22 protein-coding genes are annotated in these 24,922 nt (G+C 75.1%); 7 read left to right on the top strand and 15 right to left on the bottom strand.

Annotated features, from left to right (window positions below):
* Positions 1-227: 227 nt before the first annotated feature.
* Complete coding sequence (locus ABZ234_RS10025) at positions 228-1,448, top strand: DUF58 domain-containing protein (protein ID WP_355011748.1); 1,221 nt, start codon at positions 228-230, stop codon at positions 1,446-1,448.
* 8 nt (positions 1,449-1,456) lie between these two features.
* Entirely contained in the window at positions 1,457-3,832 is a 2,376-nt protein-coding gene (locus ABZ234_RS10020) for a transglutaminaseTgpA domain-containing protein (protein ID WP_355011747.1), read from the top strand.
* Positions 3,833-4,244: 412 nt separating this feature from the next.
* Here ABZ234_RS10020 and ABZ234_RS10015 read toward each other — a convergent pair whose 3' ends face one another.
* The 11 genes from ABZ234_RS10015 to ABZ234_RS09965 form a co-directional block, all read right to left on the bottom strand.
* On the bottom strand, positions 4,245-4,652 hold the full coding sequence (locus ABZ234_RS10015; protein ID WP_267945829.1) for a DUF3040 domain-containing protein: 408 nt from the start codon (positions 4,650-4,652) through the stop codon (positions 4,245-4,247).
* A 242-nt stretch (positions 4,653-4,894) separates the two neighbouring features.
* Positions 4,895-6,181, bottom strand: coding sequence for a DNA polymerase IV (gene dinB / locus ABZ234_RS10010; protein ID WP_267945830.1), 1,287 nt, complete (start codon positions 6,179-6,181; stop codon positions 4,895-4,897).
* A gap of 154 nt (positions 6,182-6,335) precedes the next feature.
* A complete protein-coding gene (locus tag ABZ234_RS10005; protein WP_267945831.1) occupies positions 6,336-7,133 on the bottom strand; it encodes a methyltransferase domain-containing protein in 798 nt (265 codons plus the stop codon).
* A gap of 50 nt (positions 7,134-7,183) precedes the next feature.
* Positions 7,184-7,597: a transcription antitermination factor NusB gene (gene nusB / locus ABZ234_RS10000; protein ID WP_267945832.1), complete on the bottom strand. Its 414-nt coding sequence runs from the start codon at positions 7,595-7,597 to the stop codon at positions 7,184-7,186.
* Positions 7,597-8,160, bottom strand: a complete 564-nt coding sequence (gene efp / locus ABZ234_RS09995) for an elongation factor P (RefSeq protein WP_267945833.1) — start codon at positions 8,158-8,160, stop codon at positions 7,597-7,599. Before efp ends, nusB begins: the two co-directional genes overlap by 1 nt.
* Positions 8,161-8,290: 130 nt before the next feature.
* Entirely contained in the window at positions 8,291-9,391 is a 1,101-nt protein-coding gene (aroB, locus tag ABZ234_RS09990; RefSeq protein WP_344176360.1) for a 3-dehydroquinate synthase, read from the bottom strand.
* Positions 9,388-9,900 (bottom strand): shikimate kinase, encoded by a 513-nt coding sequence (locus tag ABZ234_RS09985; protein ID WP_330159653.1) that lies wholly within the window; start codon positions 9,898-9,900, stop codon positions 9,388-9,390. Before ABZ234_RS09985 ends, aroB begins: the two co-directional genes overlap by 4 nt.
* 336 nt (positions 9,901-10,236) lie before the next feature.
* Positions 10,237-11,418 (bottom strand): chorismate synthase, encoded by a 1,182-nt coding sequence (gene aroC / locus ABZ234_RS09980; RefSeq protein ID WP_355011736.1) that lies wholly within the window; start codon positions 11,416-11,418, stop codon positions 10,237-10,239.
* Positions 11,419-11,530: 112 nt separating this feature from the next.
* Positions 11,531-12,493: an A24 family peptidase gene (locus tag ABZ234_RS09975; protein ID WP_355011735.1), complete on the bottom strand. Its 963-nt coding sequence runs from the start codon at positions 12,491-12,493 to the stop codon at positions 11,531-11,533.
* Positions 12,494-12,642: 149 nt separating this feature from the next.
* Positions 12,643-13,344 carry an SseB family protein gene (locus tag ABZ234_RS09970; protein ID WP_267945839.1) on the bottom strand — a complete coding sequence of 234 codons (702 nt, stop codon included), beginning with the start codon at positions 13,342-13,344 and terminating at the stop codon, positions 12,643-12,645.
* A 42-nt stretch (positions 13,345-13,386) separates the two neighbouring features.
* Positions 13,387-13,863 (bottom strand): MarR family transcriptional regulator, encoded by a 477-nt coding sequence (locus ABZ234_RS09965; protein ID WP_267945840.1) that lies wholly within the window; start codon positions 13,861-13,863, stop codon positions 13,387-13,389.
* A 158-nt stretch (positions 13,864-14,021) separates the two neighbouring features.
* Between ABZ234_RS09965 and ABZ234_RS09960 the strand changes: the two genes are divergently transcribed.
* From ABZ234_RS09960 to ABZ234_RS09950, 3 genes are all read left to right on the top strand, one after another.
* Positions 14,022-14,564, top strand: coding sequence for a YceI family protein (locus tag ABZ234_RS09960; protein ID WP_267945841.1), 543 nt, complete (start codon positions 14,022-14,024; stop codon positions 14,562-14,564).
* A gap of 215 nt (positions 14,565-14,779) precedes the next feature.
* On the top strand, positions 14,780-15,139 hold the full coding sequence (locus tag ABZ234_RS09955; protein WP_267945842.1) for a DUF2470 domain-containing protein: 360 nt from the start codon (positions 14,780-14,782) through the stop codon (positions 15,137-15,139).
* 156 nt (positions 15,140-15,295) lie between these two features.
* A complete protein-coding gene (locus ABZ234_RS09950; RefSeq protein ID WP_355011746.1) occupies positions 15,296-18,001 on the top strand; it encodes a protein kinase in 2,706 nt (901 codons plus the stop codon).
* A gap of 180 nt (positions 18,002-18,181) precedes the next feature.
* Here the strand turns inward: ABZ234_RS09950 and ABZ234_RS09945 are convergent, their stop codons facing one another.
* Together ABZ234_RS09945 and ABZ234_RS09940 are read right to left on the bottom strand one after the other, a co-directional pair.
* Complete coding sequence (locus ABZ234_RS09945; RefSeq protein WP_355011734.1) at positions 18,182-20,140, bottom strand: DUF6596 domain-containing protein; 1,959 nt, start codon at positions 20,138-20,140, stop codon at positions 18,182-18,184.
* A 103-nt stretch (positions 20,141-20,243) separates the two neighbouring features.
* On the bottom strand, positions 20,244-20,567 hold the full coding sequence (locus ABZ234_RS09940; protein WP_355011733.1) for a YciI family protein: 324 nt from the start codon (positions 20,565-20,567) through the stop codon (positions 20,244-20,246).
* A 144-nt stretch (positions 20,568-20,711) separates the two neighbouring features.
* Between ABZ234_RS09940 and ABZ234_RS09935 the strand changes: the two genes are divergently transcribed.
* Together ABZ234_RS09935 and ABZ234_RS09930 are read left to right on the top strand one after the other, a co-directional pair.
* The gene (locus ABZ234_RS09935) at positions 20,712-21,380 is read left to right on the top strand and encodes a DUF998 domain-containing protein (protein ID WP_355011732.1); all 669 of its coding nucleotides are present in this window, start codon (positions 20,712-20,714) and stop codon (positions 21,378-21,380) included.
* A gap of 550 nt (positions 21,381-21,930) precedes the next feature.
* Positions 21,931-22,857: an aldose 1-epimerase family protein gene (locus tag ABZ234_RS09930; RefSeq protein WP_355011731.1), complete on the top strand. Its 927-nt coding sequence runs from the start codon at positions 21,931-21,933 to the stop codon at positions 22,855-22,857.
* A gap of 77 nt (positions 22,858-22,934) precedes the next feature.
* Here the strand turns inward: ABZ234_RS09930 and ABZ234_RS09925 are convergent, their stop codons facing one another.
* Entirely contained in the window at positions 22,935-23,570 is a 636-nt protein-coding gene (locus ABZ234_RS09925) for a nucleotidyltransferase family protein (RefSeq protein ID WP_344176342.1), read from the bottom strand.
* A gap of 125 nt (positions 23,571-23,695) precedes the next feature.
* Positions 23,696-24,862, bottom strand: a complete 1,167-nt coding sequence (locus ABZ234_RS09920; RefSeq protein ID WP_355011730.1) for an XdhC/CoxI family protein — start codon at positions 24,860-24,862, stop codon at positions 23,696-23,698.
* Positions 24,863-24,922 lie beyond the last annotated feature (60 nt).

Raw genomic sequence — 24,922 nt, 5'->3', positions numbered from 1 at the left:
GCGGGGGCGCGGCGTCCCGCTCCTCCCGCCTCCCCGCCTGTCCCGCCCGCCGGGTGCGGGCCGCCTCCGAGAGAGGGTCCATGCGTCCGCCCGACGTCCGACACCAGGCGCCTCCCGCGCACACCCCCGCACCGGGCGTCAGCCGCGGGACTCCCTCCGCGCCGCCGCCCGACACCCTCCACCCGCAGGAGCGCCCCCGCCGGACCCTCACCCCGCGCGGGGTGTTCATGCTCGTGTTCGGCGCGATCGCCCTCGTGGCCGGCCTCCTCGTCGGACAGCGTGAGCTGGTCGCCGTGGGCGTGCTCCTGGCCGCGGTGCCGCCGCTCTCCGCCCTCACGGTCCTGGGAGCCGCCTCCCGGGTCGTGCACAGCCGGACCGTGGCGCCCGTCCGCGTGCCGGCCGGCCACGACGCCCGGATCCTGGTCAGGATCGGCAACTCCTCCCCCGTCTGGCCGGTCGCCTCGCTGTCGGTCGAGGACACCCTGCCGGTCCCGCTGGGCGCCGAGCCCCGGTACACGGTGGGCCACCTCGGCCCCCGCTCCGTCCGCGACGTCTCCTACCTGGTCAGGCCGGCGACACGCGGCAACTACCCGGTGGGCCCGCTCCGCGTGGCGGTGACCGACCCGCTGGGGTGCGTGCGCGTCGGACGCCGTGTCGGGGCGCCGGCCCACCTGCTCGTGACCCCCGTGACCGTGCCCCTGGCGTCGCCGGGGTCCGCCGACGGCTCGCAGGGCGAGGAGAGCCCCCGCCGCTCGGTGACCGGGGCCGGGGAGCAGGACCCGGTGCCGCGCGAGTACCAGTACGGGGACGAACTGCGCAGGGTCCACTGGCGCTCCACCGCCAAGCACGGTGAGCTGATGGTGCGCCGGGACGAGCAGCACTGGCGTGAGAACAGCACGATCCTGCTGGACACCCGGTGGTCCGCCCACCGGGGGCACGGCCCCGCCGGATCCCTGGAGACGGCGGTCAGCGTCGCCGCCTCCGTGGCGCTGGGCCTGCTCGACGGCGGCCACGACCTGCGCTTCCACACCGAGCGCGGGCGGGTGCCGACCATGAGCGCCGCGGGCGTCCTGGACGGCCTGGCCGTCGTGGAACCCTCCGACACCCCGGGACTGCTCGGCGGCATCGGCCTGCTCGGCACATCCCGCGGCACGTCCAGCCTGGTCGTGGCGGTCCTGGGGGCGCTGTCCCCCGACGAGGCCGCCGCCCTCGCCCGGACCGGAGGACGGGGGGCTCGCGTGGCCGTGCTGTGCGCCCACGCCGCGTGGGAGGGTCCGGACGCCGCGGCCGGCGTCCGCGACATCCTCGCGTCCGCCGGATGGCGCGTCCTCGTCCTCTCCTCCCTCGCGGACCTGCCCCGGCTGTGGGCCCTCGCGGCCGTCCGCACCGGAACGTACGGCCCCGTCCGGGCCGCCGCGCCCCGCACCCCCGGAAAGGGTCCGCGTTGAGAGCACTGATGCCCCTGGCGTCCCTGGTCTGCCTGCTGTCGGCGCTGCCCCTGCTGGGCACGGTCGTGCGCGGCGAGACCTGGTGGGTCCCCGCGGCCTTCGTGACGACCGCGGTCTGCGGGATCTCCGCGCTGTACCGGCTGAGCGGGTGGAACTCCCTGCCCGTGCCGTTCCTCCAGCTGTTCGCGGTCGCGTTCCTCAGCACGCCCCTCTTCGCCCCCCACGAGGCCCTGCTGGGCCTCCTCCCGACCTGGGACTCCCTGGAGCACCTGGCGCAGGTGTTCGGGGAGGGCGTCGCCAGCATCGACGGCAACGCGCCGCCGGTGGCGGCCTCCTACGGGGTGACGATGATCATCGCGCTGGTGTTCGCGGTGTTCGCGATGGCCTCGGACTTCCTCGCGGTGACCGCGCGCTGCCCCGGCATGGTCGGCGGCCTGCTGCTGGCGCTGGTGGCCGTCCCGCTGGTGGTGGACGACGCCGGCGTCGGAGCGGTGGCCGCGGCCTCCTGCGCCCTCGGCTTCCTGTTCCTCCTCGCGGTGGACATGTGGGTGCGCGGACGCGAGTGGGGCACGCGCGTCCCCGACGGCCGCGACCCCTCGGCCCGCCTGCTCGGCCGGGTGCTCCGGGTGGCGACGGTGTCGGCGGCCTCGGCCGCGGCCGTGCTGCTGGCCCTGACGGTGCCGCTGGCGGTGCCCTCACTGCGCAGCGACGCGTTCTACGCCATGGCCGACGGGGCCTACACCGGCGGGGACGTCCTCACCACGACGCACCCGCTGGTCTCGCTCCGCCGGGAGCTGGGGGCCTCCTCCGACCGCACCGTGCTGACCTACCGGACCGACGCCGAGCAGCCCGACTACCTGCGCACGTACGTGCTGAACGAGTTCGACGGCGAGAACTGGACCATGACGCCGGTCAGCGCCTCGGGCGACACCCTGGTCAGCGGGGAGCTCCCGCTGCCCGCCGGGTGGGACGGGGAGCCCGACGGCGGCCCGGTGACGACGCGGATCTCTCTGGACTCCGACTCGCCCCGGATGGACTTCCTGCCGCTGCCGTACTGGGCGCGCGCGGTGGACGCCCCCGGGGAGTGGTACGCCGACCCCGACAGCCTCATGGTGTTCACCACCGACAGCCCTCCCACCGGCCTGAACTTCTCCGTGGAGACGGTGGACCGCGTCCCCACGGGCGACGAACTGGCCGGCTCCGGGGCCCCCGTCTCCCTCCCCGGCGACCACCGGAACCTGCCGAGCGGCCTGGACCCCTCGGTGCAGGCGCTGACGGACGGCCTCGTCGAGGGCGCGGAGTCGCCGTACGAGCGGGCCCTCGCGATCCAGGAGTACTTCACCGGGGGCCTGTTCACCTACGACCTGTCCCCGCCGGGGGTGCCCGAGGGCGCCGACCCGCTCTCCCACTTCCTGCTGGAGGACCGGGTGGGCTACTGCGAGCAGTTCGCCGGGGCCATGGCGGTCATGGCCCGGCAGGCCGACATCCCCGCGCGGGTGGCCGTGGGCTACACGGCCGGCGAGCGCATGGGCGACGGCCGGTGGGCGGTCACGGTGGGCGACGCGCACGCGTGGCCGGAGCTGTACTTCGAGGGTGCGGGCTGGGTGCGGTTCGAGCCCACCCCGGCCGCGAGCGGCGGCGAGGGGCAGGGCTCGGCGACGGTGCCCGACTACGCGTCCGGCGACGGCGGCGCCGGGGAGCGGCCCGCCGAGGAGCCCGGCGGCCCCGACACGGAGCCCTCCCCGAGCACGGATCCGAGCGAGGACGCCGAGGAGCCCGACGCCTCCCCCGGGGCGGACGAGGCGCCCGAGGACCGGGAGACCGAGCCCGCCGCGGCCTCCGGCGGCGGCTCCGACGCCGGACCGGACCTGTCCTGGCTCCCCGCGGCGGGGGGTGCGGTCGGCGCACTGCTGCTTCTGGCTCTGCCCGCCCTGGCGCGGGCCCTCCTGCGCTGGTCCCGGACGGCTTCGCTGTCGGGCGGCGAGCCGGCCGCGGCCGCGCACACCGCCTGGCGGGAACTCCGGGACACCTGCCTGGACCTGGGCGGCCCGTGGGCTCCGACCGAGAGCCCGCGTGCCACGGCCGAGCGACTGTCCCGCTTCGGGACGGGGACGGACGTCCCCCGCACCGACGACGTTCCGGCTCCCGTGCCCGCGGAGGCCGTGGCGGCGCTGTGGCGGCTGGCCCTGGCCGAGGAGTCGGCCCGCTACGCGCCCGCGCCGACCGGGGCCGGGGGGCTGCGCGCAGACCTGGCGGCGGCCTGTGCCGGCCTGGCCGCCGCGGCGGGGAGGGGGACCCGGGTCCGCGCGGCCCTGCTGCCCCGGTCCCTGGCGCCCTGGCACAGGCCCCGGCCCGCGCGGGACCTCGCGGCCACGACGCCCTAGGAGTTCCCCGCCCGCCCGCCCGCGCGGGGCGGCGCGGGCGGGCGCAGGGCCCTTCCCCGCCGCCGGGCGGGGCGGGCCCGGACGTCCCGGCACGGGTGAAGGGGCGGGGCGGCCGAGAGCCGCGGCAGCGCACCGTCCACGGGCCCGTCCCGGCCCCCTCCGGGCCCATGAACAGGACCCCGGGGGCGGGGTTTCGGCCAGCCTCGAAGGCGCGTAACAAGCGCAGACCAAAGAGAAGTCTGAACTATTCCACGACGGGCGATTCGTACGTGCCCCACAACACCGTGGTGGGGCCCCGCGATACCCTGCGGGACCCCACCACGTGTCGGTGCGCCCCCGGCCCGGGGACCGGCGCGCACCGGCTGCTAACGCGCTCCGCCCGGTCGCCGGTGGCGGCCGGGGAGGAGCGGTGTCACTCCTCGCCCTCCTGGCGACGGCGCCAGCGCTCCTCGAAGCGGTTCATCATGCCGGGGCGGCTGCCGCCCCTGCGCTTCTGCTTGGGCTCCGCCGCGGCGGCCGCGGCCTCGGCACCCCCGCCGGACGCCTTCCGCCATGCGTTGGCCCCCCACAGGAAGCACGAGAGCATGACGAGGAAACCGAGGACGCTGATGGTGACCTGGACAGCGGTGGACTGGAGCATCAGCCCCGTCATCAGCAGCACCACGCCGACGACGAAACCAAGCCCTGCCTTGATGATCCAGCGCTTGTAATGGACCGCGGGGTTCGTCTGCCGAACTGTGTTCGCGAACTTCGGGTCCTCGGCATACAGCGCCCGCTCGATCTGGTCGAGCATGCGCTGCTCGTGTTCAGAGAGCGGCACGGCGCCTCCCTACGACAGTCCCCGATTGGGGTGACGGGTACTGATGAACAGTCTCTTGGTCAGTGGTATGCCCAGAATACGTTGCACTAGCGCCTGGTGGAAAGAAAAGCTGCGCGCGCACCTGGCCCACAACGGCCACGATACCCTCGCCCTGTATCGGAAACACCGGCTTCCATGCCTCTCTTCTACCCTGACTCCGGTCGTACCCTTAGAACGCTCCGAGGGCCCCGGAAGTTGCCGCATCATACGTCGTTTTCGTCACGCTTGGCCAACACAGCCGACTGTATCGCGCCTGGACCGAAACGAGCTGTCACCTGGTCCATAACCCGTTCAACGTCCCGCCAACCGGAGTCCTCCTCTCCCAACGCCAATTGACGATGGGCCCGGTCCGCAGGAGCGACCCCCTCGACGCGTACGCCGATCAGGCGCAACGGTGTACGCCGCAGTCCGGAGGCCGCGTACAGATCGCGGGCGACGGCGCTGATCTCACGGGCCACGTCGGTGCTCTCGGCCAGGGTCCTGGAGCGGGTGATCGTGGAGAAATCCGCCCGGCGCAGCTTCACGCTCACCGTGCGCCCCACCTGGCCCGACGCCCTCAGCCGTCGCCCCACCTTCTCCGCGAGCCTCAACAGCTCCCTGTCCACCACGTCCGGGTCCGCGACGTCGTCGTCGAAGGTCTCCTCGGCGCCGACGCTCTTGTCGGCGGTCTCGGCGACCACGGTGCTGTCGTCCTCGCCCCGCGCCAGCGCCGCCAGGCGGGTGCCGGCCTTGTTCCCCAGCTCCATGCGCAGCAGGTCCGGCTCGTACCGGGCCAGCTGGCCGACCGTGCGCAGGCCCAGCCTGGCCAGGGTCTGCTCGGTCTTGTCCCCCACCCCGGGCAGCGCGCCCACGGGCAGCGGGTCCAGGAACCCCCGCACGTGGGCGGTGGGCACCAGCAGCAGCCCGTCGGGTTTGCAGTGGGTGGAGCCGAGCTTGGCGGTGAAGCGGTTGGCGGCCACCCCGACGGAGCAGGTCAGCCGCTGCTCGGAGCGCACGCGCTCACGGATCATCGCGGCGATCCGCACCGGTCCGCCCAGTCGGCGGCGGGCCCCGGACACGTCCAGGAAGGCCTCGTCCAGGGAGAGCGGCTGCACCAGCGGGGTCACCGAGCGAAGGATGTCCATCACGGCCTCCGACGCCTGCCGGTAGGCGGCGCCGTCGGGTGGGAAGACGGCGGCGTCGGGGCACAGGCGCAGCGCCCGGGCCATCGGCATGGCCGAGTGCACGCCGCGCGAGCGGGCGAGGTAGTCGGCGGAGGAGACGACACTGCGGGGACCCGTGCCCCCCACGATGACGGGCCGGTCGCGCGCCTCGGGGTGGCGCAGCTGCTCGACGCTCGCGAAGAAGGCGTCCATGTCCAGGTGCAGGATGTGGCAGTCGGAGTCGGGACCGGACCCGTCCGCGGGGAAGTCGGCGCCCAACGGCACGATGCCGTCGGGGGAGACCATGCCCCGTAGCGCGGCACCGCGTTCCAGCTGACGTCGGCTCATAGGACCAGGTTATGCCCTGCCCAGGCGTGTGCGCCCCCGGGTTCCCGACTCGGGAACCCCGCACGCCCGGGCCCCGGAGCGGCGGGCGTGGGCGGAACCCCGCCCCCGCGAGCGGCGCCCGGGAGGGCGTCAGCGGGGGTCCGGGGCGGGCCCCTCAGGGGCGGTGGGCGATGGCGTGCAGCTGCGTGGCGATCCCGGTCAGCTCGGGGTGCTCGGCGGCGGAGCGCTCCAGCTCCACCAGGTGCTGTCCGGCCTGGGCGTCGCCCTCCCAGGCGTGCCCGGGCACCAGGTCGGCGAAGACCCTGACGCCGCGGACGCTCCCCCCGGTCAGGCCGGCCCCGTCGACGAGTTCGAGGAGCTGCTGCCGGGTGAACCGGCGCGGCATCGGGTCGGCCTCGCCCCAGCGACCGTCCGGGTCGCCGAGCAGGCGCCGTGCCTCGGCGATGTGCCCGGCCAGGGCGCGGTGCAGCGCCCCTGCCGCCGCGTTGGTGACGAGGAGGCTCACGGCGCCGCCCTCACGGGTGATGCCGACCACGTCGCGCAGCGCCGCGACGGGGTCCTCCACGTACTCCAGCACGTTGTGCACCAGCACGAGGTCGGCACTGCCGGGCGCGAACAGGGACGCCAGGTCGCGGGTCTCCCCCTGCACGCCGCGCACGGTGACGCCCTGCTCGGCCGCACGGCGCTCGAGGGCCGCGAGGGAGTCGGGACTGGGTTCGACCACCGTCACGCGGTGGCCCAGCTCGGCGAGCGGGACCGCGGCTCCGCCGGTGCCCCCGCCCGCGTCGACGATCTCCAGGGGACCGTCGTCCGCGAGGCCCTCCAGCAGCTGTGAGAGGGCGTCCCACACGACCGCCGTCCGGGCCGCGCCGGCGGCCCGCGCCGGGCCGGTCGCCCAGCCCGCGCCGGAGCCGCTGCCGGTGGTCGCGCTCACGCCGGTCCTGTCAGTCACTTGCGTCCCCTCAAGCACGTTGCCCCGACCGTCCCACCCGTTCGGCGGTGTCAGAGCGAGAGCGTCGCCTTGTTCTCCATCAAGCGTGACAGAAGTCCGCTGATGAAGTTGGGCGACTCGTCGGTGGAGAGCTCCTTGGCCACACCGACGGCCTCGGCGATCGCGACGCCGTCGGGGATGTCCTCGGCCCAGAGCAGCTCGTAGGCGCCCATCCGGAGGATGTTGCGGTCGACGACCGGCATGCGCTCCAGCGTCCAGCCGATGGCGTAGGCGCCCAGGAGCTCGTCGATGCGCTCGCGCCGCCCGTCGACCGAGCGGGCCAGGTTCTCCGTGAACTCGTTGATCGGAGGTTCGGGCTGGGCCCGACGGCGCCCGATGACGTCCTCCACGGAGGTGCCGCGCACCTCGGCCTCGTAGAGGACCTCGACCGCGCGCCGCCGCGCCTTGCGCCGTGCTCCGCTCATCAGTTGACTCGCCCGAGGTAGTCGCCCGTACGGGTGTCGACCTTGACGCGCTCGCCCTCGGTGATGAACAGGGGCACCTGGATGACGGCGCCGGTCTGGACGGTCGCGGGCTTGGTGCCGCCGGTGGAGCGGTCGCCCTGGACGCCGGGGTCGGTCTGGGTGATCTCCAGCTCGACGGCGGCGGGGAGCTCGACGTAGAGCGGGTTGCCCTCGTTGGTGGCGACGGTGACCTTGGTGTTCTCCAGCAGGAAGTCGCTGTTGTCGCCGACGACCGTCGCGGAGACCGGGATCTGGTCGTAGGTCTGGGTGTCCATGAAGATGAAGGACTCGCCGTCGTGGTACAGGTACTCCATGTCGCGGCGGTCCACGCTGGCGAACTCGACCCGGGCGCCCGCGTTGAAGGTCTTGTCGACGATCTTGCCGGTGAGCACGTTCTTCAGCTTGGTGCGGACGAACGCGCCGCCCTTGCCCGGCTTGACGTGCTGGAACTCGAGGACGCTCCAGAGGACGCCGCCGTCGAGTCGCAGGGTCGTGCCGTTTTTGATGTCGTTCGTCGAGGCCACTTCGGTCGTCTCTCCAGGGGTGTGACACGTCGGGGACCGGGCGGGGCCCGGTCGGTGGTCGGTGGGGCGGTGCGCGGGCACCTCGGGGAGCTCCCCGAGTGCACCAGTGCGCACATCACCTGTGTGCAGTCTAGTGGCTGTGCGGGACCCGGGCGTCGCCGGTGACCGCGCGGTACGCCTCGTCCAGCAGTTCGGGGGCGGGGCCGCTGAGGATGGAGGGGGAGGCCGGGCCGTCGAGGACGACGAAGCGCAGGGTCGCCCCCCGGGCCTTCTTGTCCACGCTCATGGCGGCGCGCAGCTCCGGCCACGACTCCTGCGCGTAGGAGGTGGGCAGGCCCACCGACGAGAGCAGGGAGCGGTGGCGCTCGACGAGGCCGGCGCCGATGCGCCCGTCCAGGCGGGCCAGCTCCGCGGCGAACACCATGCCGATGGCGACCGCGTAGCCGTGCCGGAAGGTGTAGTTCTCGGCCCGCTCGATCGCGTGCCCGAGGGTGTGGCCGTAGTTGAGGATCTCGCGGCGGCCGCTCTCCTTGAGGTCCCCGGAGACGACGTCGGCCTTGACCCGGATGGCGCGCTCGATGAGTTCGCGCGTGTGGGCGCCCTCGGGGCTCGCGGCGCCCTCCGGGTCCTCCTCCACCAGGTCGCAGATGACGGGGTCGTCGATGAACCCCGCCTTGATGACCTCGGCGAGGCCGCCCACGTAGTCGGCCCTGGGCAGGCTCGGCAGGGTGGCGAGGTCGCACAGGACGCCGGCCGGGGGGTGGAAGGCGCCGACGAGGTTCTTGCCCTCGGGGGTGTTGATGCCCGTCTTGCCGCCGACGGCCGCGTCGACCATGCCGAGCAGGGTCGTGGGCACCAGCACGGAGCGCACCCCGCGCAGCCAGGTGGCGGCGACGAACCCGGCCAGGTCGGTGGCGGCGCCCCCTCCGACGCCCACCACCGCGTCGCTGCGGGTGAAGTTGAGCCGTCCCAGCCGGGACCACAGGTCGGCGGCGACGGCCGCGGTCTTGGCGGCCTCGCCGTCGGGGACCGGCAGGGAGTGGGCGCGGTATCCGGCGGCCTCCAGGGCGCCGACCACGGGGCGGGCGATCCCGTCCAGGCCACCGGGGTGGATGACGGCGACCTGGGCGGCGTCGCCGACCAGCGAGGGGAGCTCGGAGAGGACGCCGCTGCCGACGACCACGTCGTAGCGGCCGGAGGGGTCGCCGACGCCGATGCGGGTCACGGTCACTGCTGGGCCCTTCCGGTGCTCTGCCCGGTCAGCGTGGGCAGGATGGAGTCGACGATCTCTTCGGGGTGGAACCCGGTCGTGGGGACGGTGACGGTGGCCAGCCCCTCGTAGACGGGCAGGCGCTCGTTGAGCAGCTTGCGTAGCTGCGTCCGGGGGTTGCCCGAGAGCAGTGGCCGGGCCGCGTCCATGCCCACGCGCTTGGCGGCCTCCCCGAACTCGACGTGGAGGTAGACCACGTGGTGGTCCGCCAGGTCGGTGCGGGTGTCCTGGTCGAGTACGGCGCCGCCGCCGACGGCGATCACGCCCTCCCAGGCGCGCAGGCCCTCGGCGACGACCTCGCGCTCCAGGGCGCGGAAGCGCTCCTCGCCGTCCTCGATGAAGATGTCGCCGACGGGTTTGCCCGCACGCCGCTCGATCTCGGTGTCGGTGCACAGCAGGTCCGCCCCGAGCCGTCGGGCCAGCGCCTCGCCGACGGTGGACTTGCCCGATCCGGGCGAACCGATGAGCACCGCGATCGCTCTTGCCACGCTCTGCCTGCCTAGGTGGGATCCGGGCCACCGCCCGCGTGCGCGGGTTGTCCGGTGGACCCTGCGAGTGCTGTCAGCGCACCCGGCCGTCGCGTGCCCGTGGGGCCGCCGGCGGGTGCGTCTGCCCTCCTGTCTAGCAGAAACCCGGCGTGCAGGGGGCGGGGGGCCGCGTCACGGAGGTCCCGCCGGGCGCGGGGCGCGCCGCCCGGGAGGCGGGGCCCGCGGGGGCCGCCCCTGCCCCGTGGCGCCGGGGATCGGGGGCGTGCCGTGCGGGGCCCGCGCCCCGCCCCGGGAAGGGGCGGGACGCCGGCCGCCGGATCAGCGGATGTCGAGCGACTCCATGTAGCCGCGGAGGTTGCGCGCGGTCTCGGCGACCGAGTCGCCGCCGAACTTCTCGACGGCGGCCTCGGCGAGCACCAGGGCGACCATCGCCTCGGCGACCACGCCGGCGGCCGGGACCGCGGTGACGTCGCTGCGCTGGTGGTCGGCCCGGGCGGGCTCGCCGGTCCCGATGTCGATGGTGTCCAGCGCGTTGGGGACGGTGGCGATGGGCTTCATCGCCGCGCGCACGCGCAGGGGGTCGCCGGTGGTCATGCCGCCCTCGACCCCGCCCGCGCGGTTGGTGCGGCGGCGCACGCCGTCCGGTCCGGGCTCGATCTCGTCGTGCGCGACCGACCCGCGCCGGGCGGCGGTGCGGAACCCGTCGCCGACCTCGACGCCCTTGATCGCCTGGATGCCCATGAGGGCCCCGGCGAGCCGGGAGTCCAGGCGCCGGTCCCAGTGGACGTGGCTGCCCAGGCCGGGCGGCAGTCCGTAGGCGAGGACCTCCACCACGCCGCCGAGGGTGTCGCCGGCCTTCTTGGTGTCGTCGACCTCCGCCACCATGCGGGCGCTGGTCTCGGCGTCGAAGCAGCGCAGCGGGTCGGCGTCGACGGCGGCCAGGTCCTCGGGGCGCGGTTCCGGGGAGCCCTCGGGCACCTCGACCGGTCCCATGGACACCACGTGGCTGACGATCTCGACGCCGAGGGCCTGGCGGCAGAACTGCCGGGCCACCTCGCCGATCGCGACGCGGGCCGCCGTCTCACGGGCGCTGGCGCGCTCCAGGACGGGGCGCGACTCCACGTGCCCGTACTTCTGCATGCCGACCAGGTCGGCGTGCCCCGGGCGGGGGCGGGTGAGGGGCGCGTTGCGCGCCAGGCCCTCCAGCTCCTCGACGGGAACCGGGTCGGGCGACATCACCTTCTCCCACTTGGGCCACTCGGTGTTCCCGACCTCGATCGCGACGGGACCCCCCTGGGTGCGGCCGTGGCGAATGCCTCCGATGACGGAGACCTGGTCCTTCTCGAACTTCATCCGGGCGCCACGGCCGTACCCGGCGCGGCGGCGGAGCAGCGCGGCGGCGATGTCGTCAGAGGTGACGGACACACCGGCCGGGAGGCCCTCCAGAATCGCGACGAGTGCGGGTCCGTGGGACTCCCCCGCGGTCAGCCAACGCAACATGTGCACGATCCTCCCACGGATCGCGGGCCGGGGTGGCATCCGGGGCGGTGCGGGGGCCCGGCCGCCCGGGAGGGCGTCCGCCCCGCTCGGGGCGCACGCGGGCCGGGACGGCCTACGGCAGCAGGGGCTGCCCGGCGAGGACGGTCGCCAGGGTGGCGGCGAGCATGAACGGGCCGAGCGGGTAGGGGTCCCTGCGCGTGAGGCGGCGCAGCGCCATGAGCGCGAGTCCCACGAGGGAGAACGCGGCGAAGGCCCAGAAGACCGCGACGAGCGCTCCGAGCGGGCCCGCCGCCCACCCCGCGTACAGGCCGGTGAGGCCGGAGAGCTTGACGTCGCCGAACCCGATCCCGCCGCGGTGGACCCTCCACAGCAGCCAGTAGACCACCGTGACGAAGACCATACTGAGGAGCGCATCGGCGGCCCGCCCCGGATCGGGTCCGCTCGGCGGGAGGAGGACGGAGGCCCCCAGCAGCGCGGCGGCGACCGGGTAGGCGGGGGCGACGACGGCGTCGGGCAGGCGCATCACCCGCAGGTCGATGACGGACAGCGGGACGCCCACCGAGACCAGCCACAGGACGGCGAGCAGGCCGAAGGGCGACAGGTCGGGGCCGAGGGTGCACACGGCGCCCACGAGCCCGAAGAGGACGGCGGTGGCGGCGATCACGGCGGGGTCGGAGCGGATGGCCCGTTCGCAGTGGGGGCAGGCCCCGCGTCTTCGGAAGGCCCGGGCCTCCACGGCGGGGAGCCCGGGGAGGAAACGGATCTCGGCCAGGCAGTGGGGGCACCGCGGCGGCGGGGGTCCCTCGTCCTCCTCCTCGGCGGTCCCGGGGCGGGGACCGCCCCCGGTGGCCCCGGGCTCCGCCCCGGCGTCGTCGCGGCCCGCCCCGGGCGGGCCCTCCGCGGGCACCGGGACGGCGCCGGGGCCTCCCCTCGGCCGGGGAGGGCCTGCGGGCCCGAACAGCGGGACGACCCGGCCGTTGAGCCGGCCGACCGCCAGGCCGAGCAGGACGAGGGGGACGGCGACGAGGACCGTCCACAGGTACGGGGAGGACGCGAGCACCGCGGGGGTGGGCATGGTGGGAAGTTACCCTTCCGCCGCCCGCCGCGACACAACCCGGTCCCCCCTGTGGACAACCCCGCCCGCGACGGGGTCCCCCGGCCGTGTTCCGCGGGTCGTTCCGGGCTCGCGGCGATCGGCGCGGGCCGGGCCCCGCGGGCCGCGCCCTAGTCGCGCCTGGCCCGTACGACGGCGCTGAGCTCGATGCCCCCCGGCAGCACGTGCCCGAGCTCGGAGGCGAGCCTCTCGGCCACGCGGCGCAGCGCCTCGTCGTCGCGCTCCTCGAGTTCGAGGCGGATGCCGATCTCGCCCCGCTCGGAGGGGTGGATGCGCACGCGCTCGATGCCGAACTCGCCGTGGGTCACCCGGTAGACGAGGGCGAGGACCTGCGGGTCGTCCTTGGGTTCGGGAACGGCGCCGGTCTCGGCGAGCATGGTGAGGAAGCGGCCCTGGACGGTGTGGGGCACGGGGCCGGAGACGTCGACGACCAGGGCGTCGGCGCCCTCCTCCACGGCGGCCTGGCAGGCGTCCTTGGTCGTGAAGGGCACGGGGCGCGCGTCCGGCCGCCAGCGCCGCACCGCGTCGACCGAGGTGAAGGCGAGCACTCCGCGGCGCCCGTCCCTGCCCGTCATGATGGGGACGGCGACCTCGCTGCTCTTGTCCTTGGTCAGCCCGCCGACCCCCTCCTCGGTCCCGGTGGCCACGGCCACGACCGGGATGAGCAGGCGGGACCGGCTGAGGGCGGCGAGGACCTGGCGGTCGCCGATCTCGCCCGCCGCGTGCCGGCGCAGGCAGGACTCGACCTCCGGGTCGGCTCCGCCGTCGTCGTCACGGAAGTTCTGGGCGCCGATGATCGATGGTCTGCTCACGGGCTCCGACTCTACCCGGGGCCCGGGCGGCCCGTACTCCGGTCACACGGAGTCCTGTCCCCGGGAAACGGCTTCGTCACCTTCCAGCGCGTCGATGACGGCGGCGAGCTGCCGCACCTGCTCCCCGGAGAGCTTGTCGAAGACCAGGGAGCGGACCCGCACGGCGTGTCCGGGCGCGGCCCGGTCGAGGACCGCCGCCCCCTCGTCCTCCAGCACCGCCCAGAGCCCGCGCCTGTCGTCGTCGCAGTGCTCGCGGCGCACGTAGCCGTCGCGTTCGAGCCGCGCGACCTGGTGGGAGAGCCTGCTCTTGGACACGATGACGCTGTCGGCGAGCACCCGCATGCGCATACGGCGGCCGGGGGCCTCGGAGAGGTGGACGAGGATGCCGTACTCCACGAGCGAGAGCCCGGTGCGGTCCCGCAGGTCCTTCTCCAGCTCGTCGTAGATCCAGGCGTTCATCCTGAGGAACCCGCGCCAGACGCGCTGTTCGCCTCCGTCGAGCCACGCAGCGTTCTCCATGCGCCAAGCCTAGGCCGTGGCGGGCGGGCGCCCCTTGCACGGTTCCGGCGGAGACCCTAGAATCCTTCCCAGGAAGAATCTTCTAAGGTACTTTGTTCCTCAGTAGAGACCACCGGACCCGACCCGCGGGTCCGCCGAACCCGACAGGGAGACACACCATGGCAGCTCAGGAACTGAAGCCCGGCACCTGGACGATCGACCCGACCCACTCCGTCATCGGCTTCTCGGTGCGCCACATGATGGTCAGCAAGGTGCGCGGCCGCTTCGAGAAGTTCGAGGCGACGCTGACGGTTCCCGAGGACCCCGCCCTGTCCTCCGTCGAGGCCACCATCGACGCCGGCTCCATCAACACCGACAACGGCGACCGCGACAACCACATCCGGTCCGCCGACTTCTTCGACGTCGACCAGAACCCGCAGTTCACCTTCCGCTCCACCGGCATCGAGGCCAGGGGCGAGGACTTCGTCCTCAAGGGCGAGCTGGCCATCAAGGGCAGGACCAACCCGGTCGAGCTGGCCCTGGAGTTCAACGGCTCCACCCTGGACCCGTACGGCCTGGACCGCGCCGGCTTCGCCGCCAGCACGCAGATCAGCCGCAAGGAGTTCGGCGTGGACATCGAGATGCCCATGGACGGCGGCGGCGTGGTCGTCGGCGACAAGATCACCATCGAGATCGACGCCGAGTTCACCCGCCAGGCCTGAGACCCGCGGGACCCGGTGCGGCGGCGGGCGGCCGCCCCGGGACGGCCGGGACCCGGGGGCGCCGGACAGGCCCCCGGTGGGACACGGACACCGCCCGGCCAAGGTGACGACACCCTGTCATCATCCTGGGGGTCTCGGATATCGTCGGCGGGGGAGGGCGCACAGCCCTCCCCCGTTTCGTCCTTCCGTGACACCGCCCACCTCCAGGAGGCACATTGTCCCCGCCCAACCCCTTCTCCCCCGACGTCGTCGCCGCGGTCGCCGCGCACATGAACGGCGACCACCCGGAGGACACCCTCCTCATCTGCCGGGCCTTCGGGGGAGCGCCCGGCGCCACCGCCGCCCGGATGACCGGGCTGGACGGTGACGGGGGCGACTACGCGGTGACGGAGGACGGCGCCGAGCGGGTCGTCCGCGTCCCCTGGGAGCGGCCGCTGACCGAGCGTCCGCAGATCCGCGCCGAGGTCGTGCGCCTGTACCGGGAGGCCTGCTCCGCACTCGGCCTCGTCCCGAGGGAGCAGCACCCGGGCGGCGCCGGAGCGGCGGGAACCGGGCGGAACTCCACGGAGGCGTGAGGAGTCAAACGGGGTAGGAGGGAGACGGCGGACCCGCTCGCGGACGGTTCCGCGGCACCGGCGACGGTGCCGCACGGGACCTACCCTGGAAGGGTCCGTCGATCCCCCCGGACACCGACGACACCACCGCCTATCCGAAGGATGGCCCCGACCTCCATGGTCACGCCCGACCCCGGTGACGAGAACGCGCCGACCCAACGGATCGACCCCACCGCGACCACCGCACGGAGCGGCCCGGACCGCGCGGGAGCCACGCGCTGGGTCACGCGTGTCCTCCGCCCCGGCTCCGACGACCGCGACGGCGGGCCGGGTCCCACCCGCGTCGCCCCTCCTTCACCGGACCGCACCGGCGTCCTGCCCGGCGGCGGTCCGCCCGCCGGACCGACCGCGCCCGCCGGCCCCGGCGGACGGCGCCCGGCGCGGACCATCCCCGGGGACGGCCGCGACGACGGCCGCACCCCGTGGTGGAGGACGCTGTTCGGCCCGCTCCTGGACTGGATGGCCCGCCTGGTCTCCCGCGTGGTGGTCGGCCCGGCCGGCGACCTCGACTACGCCGTGCCCGCCGAGCTGCGGCGCCGGTACCAGGTGCTCGACCACGTCGGCGCGGGCGGCGAGGCCGTCGTCTACCTGGCAGAGCCCACCGACTCCCCCGGGCGCCGCCTCGCCCTCAAGGTGTACCGGCCCGGCCACGACATCAACCGCGAACTCCTGGACCGGCTCCGGGCCCGCGGCACCGCCTCGCCGCACACCCCGGCCATCCACGGGTACGGCACCGCGGCCAGCTCCTGGGGGGAGGACCTGGCCTGGGAGGCCCAGGAGTACTTCTCCCTGGGGACGCTGCGCGCCGTCATCGACCAGGCGCCCCTGGACGACGACCGGGCGCGCGCCGTGCTCTCCGCCGTGGCCGAGTGCCTGCACCACTGGCAGGACGAGCTCCAGCACAACCACACCGACGTCAAGCCCGAGAACCTGCTGGTGCGCTCCCTGGACCCGCCGGTCGTGGCCCTGACCGACTTCGGCGGGGCCGTGCGGGCCACCATGAGCCGCGTCTACGGCGGACTCGCCATCACCGAGGACTACGCCGCCCCCGAGGTCGTCGAGGGCCGCCGGGAGGGCCCCGCCTCCTGGTGGTCCCTGGGCGTGATGGTGCACGAGCTCGTGACCGGGCGCCGCCCCGAGCGCGGCGGCAACTGGCTGACCGCCCGCAACACCGAGGTGGACATCTCCGCGATCACCGACGAGCGCTGGCGCCTGCTCGTCCGCGGCCTGCTCGCACCCGCCCCGTCCGCCCGGTGGGGCTACGACGAGGTCGCCCAGTGGCTGGCCGGCGAGCGCCCGCAGATCCGCACCGCCCGCCGCCTGCGGCCCGTCAACTTCGCCGGGGCCAGCCACGAGGACCCCCCGAGCCTGGCCTTCGACCTGCTGGACCGCTCCGAGACCGGGGCCATGTGGCTGCGCAGCCACTGGCCGGAACTGCGCACCTGGCTCGACCGCGAGGTCAACGACTACACCTTCGACCGCGCCTACCTGACCGGGCTGGACGCCCGGCCCGAGCTCGCCCACGTGGCGATCAGCGCCCTGGCCGCCCGCTACGTGCCCGGTATGCCGCCGCGCTTCCGGGGCCACGAGATCAGCGCCGACGGCCTCCTGGCGCTGGCCACCGGCGACGCGAGCCGCCACGCGGTGGTGCGCGAGGCCGTGGAGTCGGGCGCGGTGGGCCTGGGATCCCAGCACTGGTGCCCGCACCCGGCCTGCCGGTCGGGCGGTTCGGGCCGGTGCGCCCTGCTGGAGCGCGTCCAGCACGAGGTGCCGCTGCTCATGCGACGGGTCACCGAGAACGTGGACCGCGTGGTCGGCTCCGGGCCCGACGCCCCGCGCCGCCCCGACGCCCACGAGACGGACACCGCGTGGGCGCGGGCCGTCGAACTGGTGCTCGTCCCCGACACCGCCTCACGCCACCGCTCGCTGCTGCGCCGCCAGTCCTGGCACCCCAAGCAGCGCAGCGACGCCCCGCACGCCCCGTGGTGGGCGGAGCTGCGCCGCCAGGCGCTGCGCGACGGCGCCGGTGGCGACGCCGTCGCCACCAGGGGCGCCGTGCTCACGGCGCTCCTGCTGCTGCCCGAGGCCGCCCGGGTCGGCGGGGCCGTCGCCGCCCGGGAGCGGGCCGACGGCAGGGCGCGCCGCCAGGACCGGTGGGCGGCGCTGGCCGGATCGGCCCGGGCCCGCTGGACCGAGGCCCGGGGGAAGGTGTCGACGGCCCGGCAGCGCCGGGCGGAGGCCGCCACGGCTCCCACCCGGCCGGACAACCAGGCCGTCCCCAACCCCTACGACCCCTCGGGCGCCGGGGAGCCGGCGCGCAACCGCCGCGACCAGGAGAGGGCCACCCGCCGGGTCGAGCGGACCATGAGCCAGATCCAGCGGGCGATGTCCGCGGGCCGCTGCCGCCGCTTCGCCTACCCCGCCGCGCTGCTGGGCCTGGTCGACGGCCTGGGCCGCGTGATGCGCCCGGAGGAGGGCTTCTACCCCGAGAGCGAGTTCGTGACCGGTGCGTACACGGGGCTGCTGGAGGCGGGCGGCGGCGGCCTCCTGGGGTGGCTGTCCGAGGTGACCGGGTCGGTGACCGGCCTGCTGCCCGGCGGTGCGGGTGACGCGTGGTGGTTCCCCGTGCTGCTGGCGGTCGTGCTGGTGGCGCTGGGCCGGTCCGCCGCCAGCAAGAAGCCCAGCGCGCGTGCCCGCCGCCGCCTGGCGGCGTTCCGCCTGGCCGTGGCGGGGTCCCTGTTCATGCTGGTGGTCCTGCTCTCCACGGGGCTGGTCGCCCTGGGCTCGGGCGTGCTGATCCCGCTCGACGGCCTGCTCGGCTGACGTCCCCGGCCGCCGGGGACGGGCCCGCGCCCGCCCCGGGCGGCGGGACCCCGCCGCCGCGTTCCCGCCGGGCCGAGGGGCCGCGCGCACCGCCGCGGCGCGGGCTCCGGCACACGGGCGGTCCCCACGGCACGTGCGCGACCCCACCCCGTCTGCGGGCGCCGGCCCGCGCACGCGGTCTCACCCCTTGAGCCGGCGCAGGGTGTACCCCTCCCCCGCCGGATCCAGTTCCCTGCCGGCCTGCTTGAACAGGTATTCGGCACGCGGATACGACAGGCGCCCGCGCCCCGTCACCGGGCACAGGTCCGCCTCGGCGGGCCTGCGGGCGGGGCCCGGACGCCGGTCCGCGAGGAAGAGCGGCCCCCGCTCCCGCCCCGCCACGAGCCGGGGCAGCAGCCGGGCCGTCCCCGAACGCCAGTGCACCCAGGAGCCGCCCGAGCGGGCGCGGCGGTCCTCCAGGTCCAGGTCCTCCACGTTCAGCGCCAGCACCGCGCCCACCCCCGCGCCGGACTCGTGCAGGAGCCGCCACAGGACCCGCTCCCGCAGGGCCCTGCCCTCCCCGTCCCACAGCGGGGCGAGCTGCGCGGGGTCGAGCGGCGGCGCCCCGGTCCGGGCCTCGGCGCGCCGCCCGAGTCCCGTGTCGAGGCCCTCCAGTCCGGCCCAGGCCCCGAACGAGCGGACCGCCGACCGGTGGCGGTTCCAGGTCCGCGGGGCCGCCTCCCCCCACGCCGCGGCGAACACCCGTGCCACGGCCCCGGCGTCGAGGTCGGCGGCCGGCAGGTCCTCTCCCAGTGACCGGCACAGGCGCCCCAGGGTCTGCCCGTAGGAGCGGACGGTCGCGGCGTCCAGGTCGGGGCGGCCGAGGAAGTCCCGGGAGAGGCTCCCCAGGGTCGGGCCCTCGGGCCGTGACCCGGCGACGGCCTCGGCGCGGCCGAGCAGGAACGCCCGTTCGACGGCGTTGCCGGCCAGGGCGGCGGCGCGCAGGAACTCCCTCCCCGCCTCGCCCTCCCGCCCCAGCCGGAGCAGCAGGTCGCCCCGCACGCCGGGGAGGAGGTGGTAGTCGCGCAGCGCCGGATCGTCGGCCAGCGTGTCGACCAGCGCCAGCCCCTCGGCGGGGCCGCGCGCCCGCCCCACCGCCACCGCCCGGTTGAGGAGGACGACCGGCGTCGGCAGCCGCTCGGCCAGCAGGTCGTACAGGACGGCGATCCGTTCCCAGTCGGTGTCCTCGGCCGTGGCCGCCCCGGCGTGGCAGACCGCGATGGCCGCCTGGAGCGTGTAGGGACCGGGAGGGCCGCCCGCGTCGCGGGCCCGGAGCATGGCGGCGAACCCGCGCCGGATGAGCAGCGGGTCCCAGCGGCCGCGGTTCTGCTCGTCCAGCCGCAGGAGTTCGCCGGAGGGCCCGGTCCGGGCTCCGGCACGGGCCTGCTGGAGCTCCATCAGCGCCACCAGGCCGTGCGCCTCGGCCTCGTCCGGCACCAGTTCGGCCAGGGTCCGGCCCAGGCGCAGCGCCTCCAGGCACAGCCCGGGACGCGTCAGTCCCTCCCCCGAGGTCGCCGTGTAGCCCTCGTTGAAGACGAGGTAGACGACGCCGAGCACGGACGAGAGCCGCTCGGAGAGTTCGGCGCCCGAGGGCAGCTCGAAGCCCACCCCCTGCTCGGCGAGCGTGCGCTTCGCGGCCGCCACGCGCTGGGCGATGCGGGCCTCGCCCGTGAGGAAGGCGCGGGCGATCTCCTCCGTGGTCAGCCCCGCGACCAGGCGCAGGGTCAGCGCGACCCGCTCCGCGGTGGCCAGTACGGGGTGGCAGGTGACGAACAGCAGGCGCAGGACGTCGTCGCCGTCCGGCTCCGGCTCGGGGCCGGTTCCGCGCTCCATGCCGTGGGCGATCAGCTCGTGCTTGCGCTCCAGGTTCCGGGAGCGGCGGATGCGGTCGACAGCCCGGCGCTTGGCGATCGCCATCAGCCAGGCGCCGGGGTTGTCGGGCACGCCCTTCTCGGGCCACTGCTCGAGCGCGGCCACGAGGGCGTCCTGGGCCAGCTCCTCGGCGGCGCCCACGTCGTGCACCATCCGGGTGAGCCCGGCGACGATCCTCGCCGACTCCAGTTTCCAGACCGCGTCGACGGTGCGGTGGGCATCGGTCACGGGCACGATGACAGCACCGCCCCGGGACGAACGCAAACCGGGGCGGTGCCGTGCGGTGCGGAAGGGCGCCCCCGCGCGGGGGGCCGGGTCCGGCACCGGCCGGTCAGGGGCCGAAGACCTGCTGGACCACGCTCTCGCCGTCGCCGACGATGCGGCGGAAGCGGCGGGCGACCTCCAGCGCCTCCTCCCTGGAGCGGACCTCGACCAGGGCGAACCCGGCCACCACCTCTCTGGCCTCGGTGAACGGGCCGTCCGTCACCGTGATCTCGCCCCCGTCCGACGTCAACCGGAGGCCGCCGGGCTCCAGCCCGCCCGTGGCCAGCAGGACGCCGGAGGCGGTGAGCTCCTCCACGAACGCGGCCATCTCGGTGTAGAGGTTCTCGTCGGCGGCGGTGTCACCGGGCTTGGTGGTCATCAGAAAGCGCATGCGGTCGTTCTCCCTCGTGGGTTTCCGGTACTTCCGGTGGGACGTCGATCAGGCCGATGTGACAGGGAACGGGGCCGTTCCCTGTCACATCGGCGCTTCGACGTGTCGGTGAGAACAGAGCAGCACACCGAGAGAGGAACCACCATGGCCGTCGCCCTGGAAACCGCCCCCGTCCCCGTCGGACGCACCGCGGCGAGCACCCGCCTCCTGTTGGGCGCGGCGATCGCCTCGGCCCCCCTCTGGACGGTGGTCTCCCTCGCGCAGGCCGCCACCCGTGAGGGCTTCGACCTGACCATGCATCCCCTGAGCATGCTGAGCAACGGCTCCCTGGGCTGGCTCCAGATCGCCAACTTCACCCTGGCCGGAGCGCTGGCCGTCGCCGGGGCGTTCGGCCTGCGGCGCGTCCTGCGCGGCACCCCCGGGGGCTCCTGGATCCCGGGTCTGATCCTGGTCCACGGCGCCGGGATGATCGCCGCCGGCGCGTTCGTCATGGACCCGGCCGCGGGTTTCCCCTCCGGCACGCCCCTGGACACTCCGGCGGCGCTCAGCGGACACGCCCTCGGACACATGGCCGCGGGAACGGTCTCCTTCTCCGCCCTGATCGCCGCCTGCTACGTCCTGGGCCACCACTTCTCCCGGAACGGGCGCCGGGGGACGGCCGCGGCCTCCCGTGTCGCCGGCACCGCCCTGCTCCTCGGCAACGGCTGGGCGATGACGGGGGGACAGGGCGGGTCCCTGACCCTGGCCGTGGGCGCCGTCACCGCGATGCTGTGGATCTCCCTGGTCGCCGCCCGGTGCCTGCGCACCGTCTGACCGTCCGCACCGCGCCCTCCCCACCGCTCCTCCGCCACCGGCCCGAACACGGACAGGGAACCACCGTGGCAGCGCACACGACCGTCGCCGACCACACCGCGCCCTCCCTGACGGCCTGCGGGCGGCGGCCCGGGCCCTCGTCGCCGTCGTCGAGGAGGCCCTGCCCGGGACCGGCGCCCTCCGGCACGGCCACCCCGCATGGAGCCTCGGCGCGGAGCCCGGCCCGTCCCCGTCTGCTACGTCAGGGGCTGCTCCTCGTACGTGACCCTCGGCCTCCGGAGGGGGACGGAGCCGGCCGCCCCCTCCGGCCGACCGGAGCCCGGGGCGAGGGGGACGGCCCAGGTCAGGCTCCGCTCGCCCGAGGACGTCGACGCCGCCCTGTTCGCCGACCGGCTCTCCCGGGCCCGCGCCCCGGAGGGGTCAGGTCCGTCCCCCGGCCCCGCGCTCCGGGAGCGGCGGGGCCGGTGAGACGCGGCCGGCGGACGTCCGGTGGGCTATGATCGGCCGGTTCGGCGCACGGCCGGACCGTGACGGGAAGGCAGGGGTACACGTGGGCGAGGTGATCGAGCTGCGCGCCGGGGAGTTCCTGGCCCGCGTCGACCGCACCGGGGCGGGCCTGCGGGCGCTCGCCTGGCGCGACCGCGACATCGTGTGGCCCTACGGCGACGAGGGCCCCCGGGCCTTCCAGGGCCAGGTCCTGGCCCCGTGGCCGAACCGGGTGGGCGAGGGCGTCTACCGCTTCGCCGGGACCGAGTACCGGCTGGAGGTCAACGACGCGGCGACGGGCACCGCGATACACGGCCTGGTCCACGACCGCGAGTGGTCGGTCGAGGAGGTCTCGGACGACGCGGCCACACTGCGGCTGGACTTCGGGGGCGCCCCGGGCTTCCCGTTCCCCCTGGAACTGGTCCTCGTCTACCGGCTGGGCGGCGACGGCCTGACGCTCACCGCCGAGGCCCGCAACACCGGTGACACCCCCGCCCCCTTCGGCCTGGGCTTCCACCCCTACCTCACCCTGGGCGAGCCCCTGTCGGTGCTCGCGGAGCGCGGCGACCTCACGCTGGAGGTCACCGCCGGCGCCAGGCTGCCCGTGGACGACCGCCTGCTGCCCGCCGGCGACCCGGTCCCGGTGGAGGACGGCCGCCTCGACTTCCGCACCCCGGGCAGGCAGCTGGGCGACACGGTGCTGGACACCGCCTTCACGTCCCTGGAGCGCGACGGCGACGGACGCGCGTGGGTACGGGTCGGCGGCCCGGAGCACCGGGTGTCGGTGTGGTGCGACCGCAGCTTCGACTGGTTGCAGGTGTTCAGCTCCGACACCCTCGGCGGGTCCGACCGCCGGGCCTACCTAGCGGCGGAGCCGATGACCTGCCCCGCGAACGCGCTCGCCTCCGGCACCGACCTGATCGTGCTGCCCCCGGGCGGCGCCACCCGGCACACCTTCGGCATCACCGCCGAAGCCCTCCCCCGCCCCTGACCCCCGCCGCCCCGGGACCGCACCGCCGCGGCCCCGGGGCCGCCCGGGCGGCCCGCGTCCCACCGCGGCGCCGGCGCTCAGACCGGGCCGGGGGCCTCCCCGCCCAGCAGCCCGGTGAGCCGCTCCAGGTCCTCGGCCGTGTCGATGTCCTCCGGGCTGGCGATGTCGTCGCAGGCCACAGCGGTCACCAAGTGCGAGTAGGCCCGCAGGAACGGGCGCGCGCCCACGTCGTGCACCGCCAGGCCGTAGACCGTCGACCAGTACTCCCGACCCAGCATCACCGGGTTGCGCTGATTGCCGTTGTACGTCGCCACGGCCGCGCGCACGCCCTCGTCGTGGGCCTCCACCAGCCGGTGCACAGCCTCCGGCGTCACCAGGGGCTGGTCGGCCAGGGCGATCAGGACGGCGTCCACCGAGTCCGGCAGGGCGTCGATCCCCGCGCGCACGGAGGACCCCATCCCGCTCTCCCAGTCGGGGTTGTACACCGTGTGGGCGTCGCGGACGACCGTGTCGGCCGCGCCCAGCACCACCATGACCGGCGCGCACCCGCCGTCTCCCAGGGTCCGCACGCCCCGGTCCACCAGGCGCTCGCCGCCCACCTCCACCAGTGCCTTGGGGCGCCCCAGTCTGCTGCCGGAGCCCGCAGCCAGAAGGAGGCCGGCGACCCGGCCCGCTCGCTCCCGCTCCTTGTCCTGCGCGTCCCCAGTTTCCATGACGCGATGATGCCACGCGTGCGGCCACGGGGCAGGTCACCTGGAGCAGACGGTCGGGTGACCTCTCACTCCGTCCGCACAGCACCGGCCGTGACCAGGCACATCAGCACGAGCACCATTTCGGTTCACGTCGCCGCGCGACCGAATCCGGCCGGAATCAGGGGGGTACCGGGGACATCCCGGTGAATTCGCCCACTGGTCTCGCTCAGCGCACGCCCGGTCCCGCCCCAGCGCGACCGCACCAGCTCGGCGGCGATCGACACCGCCGTCTCCTCCGGAGTACGCGCGCCCAGGTCCAGGCCGATCGGCGAGTGCAGGCGCCCCAGCGCCTCCTCCCCCACACCGGCCTCGCGCAACCGCTCCAGCCGGTCCTCGTGGGTGCGCCGCGAGCCCATCGCCCCGATGTACCCGGCGCGGGTGCCCAGGGCCGCCTTGAGCACGGGCACGTCGAACTTGGGATCGTGGGTGAGGACGCACACCGCCGTCCGCTCGTCGATCTCGTGGGCGATCTCGTCGAGGAACACGTGCGGCCACTTCACCACCACCTCGTCCGCGGTGGGGAACCGCTTGGCCGTCGCGAACACCGGCCGGGCGTCGCAGACCGTCACCCGGTAGCCGAGGTAGGAACCCAGGTCGGCCACGGCCGCGGCGAAGTCGATCGCGCCGAACACCAGCATGCGCGGGGCCGGCGCGAACGACTGGACGAACACCTCCAGCTCGTCGCCGCGCCGCTGCCCGTCCGAGCCGTAGCGCAGCAGCCCCGTGCTGCCCTGGGCGAGCATCCCCCGCACGTCGTCGTCCAGCGCGTCGGACAACCGGGCGCCGCCGGGACCCAGGTCCCCCTCCGCGTGATCCGGCCAGACCACGCGGCGCCGACCCGTCCGCCCGGCCCCCGACGGGTCGGACACCACGGTCGCGACGGCGACCGGCCGGTGCCCGTCGATGGCCCCGAGCACCGCGCCGAGCTGCCCGTAGGAGGCCCGGCTGACCGGTTCGACGAACATGTGCAGGGTGCCCCCGCACGTCAGGCCGACGCTGAAGGCCTCCTCGTCGCTCACCCCGTAGGTGCGGCGCACGGGGACGCCCGTGCGGATCGCCTCCAGGGCCTCCTCGTAGACGGCGCCCTCCACGCAACCGCCGGACACGCTGCCGACGACCTCGCCGGAGGCGCTGACCAGCATCGCCGCGCCCGGGTCCCGGGGCGCGCTCTTGTCGGTGTCGATCACCGTGGCCAGGGCGAACACCTCTCCTGAGGCGTAGAGGTCGGACACCGCCGTTCGGATGTCGCGCACGCGGCACCTCTTCCTGTTCGGTCGAGTGGCTCTCGGTACCAAACTATGTGCCCCACGCAA

The sequence above is a fragment of the Nocardiopsis sp. NPDC006198 genome (assembly GCF_040613895.1).
GTDB classification, from domain to species: domain Bacteria; phylum Actinomycetota; class Actinomycetes; order Streptosporangiales; family Streptosporangiaceae; genus Nocardiopsis; species Nocardiopsis tropica.
Note: the sequence above shows the minus strand (reverse complement) of the source record. Positions and strands in the feature narration are given on the sequence as shown.

Coding starts and splice junctions, on each gene's coding strand:
- ABZ234_RS10025 (WP_355011748.1), top strand. CDS start 228: ATGCTCGTGTTCGGCGCGATCGCCCTCGTGGCCGGCCTCCTCGTCGGA.
- ABZ234_RS10020 (WP_355011747.1), top strand. CDS start 1,457: ATGCCCCTGGCGTCCCTGGTCTGCCTGCTGTCGGCGCTGCCCCTGCTG.
- dinB (WP_267945830.1), bottom strand. CDS start 6,181: ATGAGCCGACGTCAGCTGGAACGCGGTGCCGCGCTACGGGGCATGGTC.
- nusB (WP_267945832.1), bottom strand. CDS start 7,597: ATGAGCGGAGCACGGCGCAAGGCGCGGCGGCGCGCGGTCGAGGTCCTC.
- aroC (WP_355011736.1), bottom strand. CDS start 11,418: ATGTTGCGTTGGCTGACCGCGGGGGAGTCCCACGGACCCGCACTCGTC.
- ABZ234_RS09975 (WP_355011735.1), bottom strand. CDS start 12,493: ATGCCCACCCCCGCGGTGCTCGCGTCCTCCCCGTACCTGTGGACGGTC.
- ABZ234_RS09965 (WP_267945840.1), bottom strand. CDS start 13,863: ATGGAGAACGCTGCGTGGCTCGACGGAGGCGAACAGCGCGTCTGGCGC.
- ABZ234_RS09960 (WP_267945841.1), top strand. CDS start 14,022: ATGGCAGCTCAGGAACTGAAGCCCGGCACCTGGACGATCGACCCGACC.
- ABZ234_RS09950 (WP_355011746.1), top strand. CDS start 15,296: ATGGTCACGCCCGACCCCGGTGACGAGAACGCGCCGACCCAACGGATC.
- ABZ234_RS09940 (WP_355011733.1), bottom strand. CDS start 20,567: ATGCGCTTTCTGATGACCACCAAGCCCGGTGACACCGCCGCCGACGAG.
- ABZ234_RS09935 (WP_355011732.1), top strand. CDS start 20,712: ATGGCCGTCGCCCTGGAAACCGCCCCCGTCCCCGTCGGACGCACCGCG.
- ABZ234_RS09925 (WP_344176342.1), bottom strand. CDS start 23,570: ATGGAAACTGGGGACGCGCAGGACAAGGAGCGGGAGCGAGCGGGCCGG.